The sequence below is a fragment of the Mesorhizobium sp. M2E.F.Ca.ET.209.01.1.1 genome (assembly GCF_004010375.2).
Classification (GTDB): Bacteria; Pseudomonadota; Alphaproteobacteria; order Rhizobiales; family Rhizobiaceae; genus Mesorhizobium.
Genome location: NZ_SADP02001128.1, coordinates 1 through 293, shown reverse-complemented (window position 1 = coordinate 293; position 293 = coordinate 1). Strand labels below are relative to the sequence as shown.

The following is a 293-nucleotide window of genomic DNA, read 5'->3' as shown; positions in this document are numbered from 1 at the left end:
TGTCTAGCAAGCAGGGCTTGCCCAGCAGGTTCACGATATCGAACCCCTTAAGCTCGTCTTCGGTGAACGGACGCCCGCGCCAGCCCTCCAGCAAGCGGCGGAGGTTCGCGCGCTCATTCAGGCTGAGGGTGACGATTTCCGTGACCAGGAACGGCTCCTTGTTCTTCATCTGGAAGCTGGCGCCGCTGCCAAGCCGGTCGTCGCCGGTCAGTTCCCAGGCAAGGCGGATTTGCCGGACAGTGCTGACTTCGCCCTGGTATTCGTTGGTCTGGGTGCCCAGGTCGATAACCTGG

Annotated in this window: 1 protein-coding gene; it reads right to left on the bottom strand. The window is 62.1% G+C overall.

The genetic code is table 11. The annotated features are described in order from the left end of the window. On the bottom strand, positions 1-293 hold a 293-nt coding region (locus tag EN852_RS41540; RefSeq protein WP_210238339.1), incomplete at both ends, for a hypothetical protein.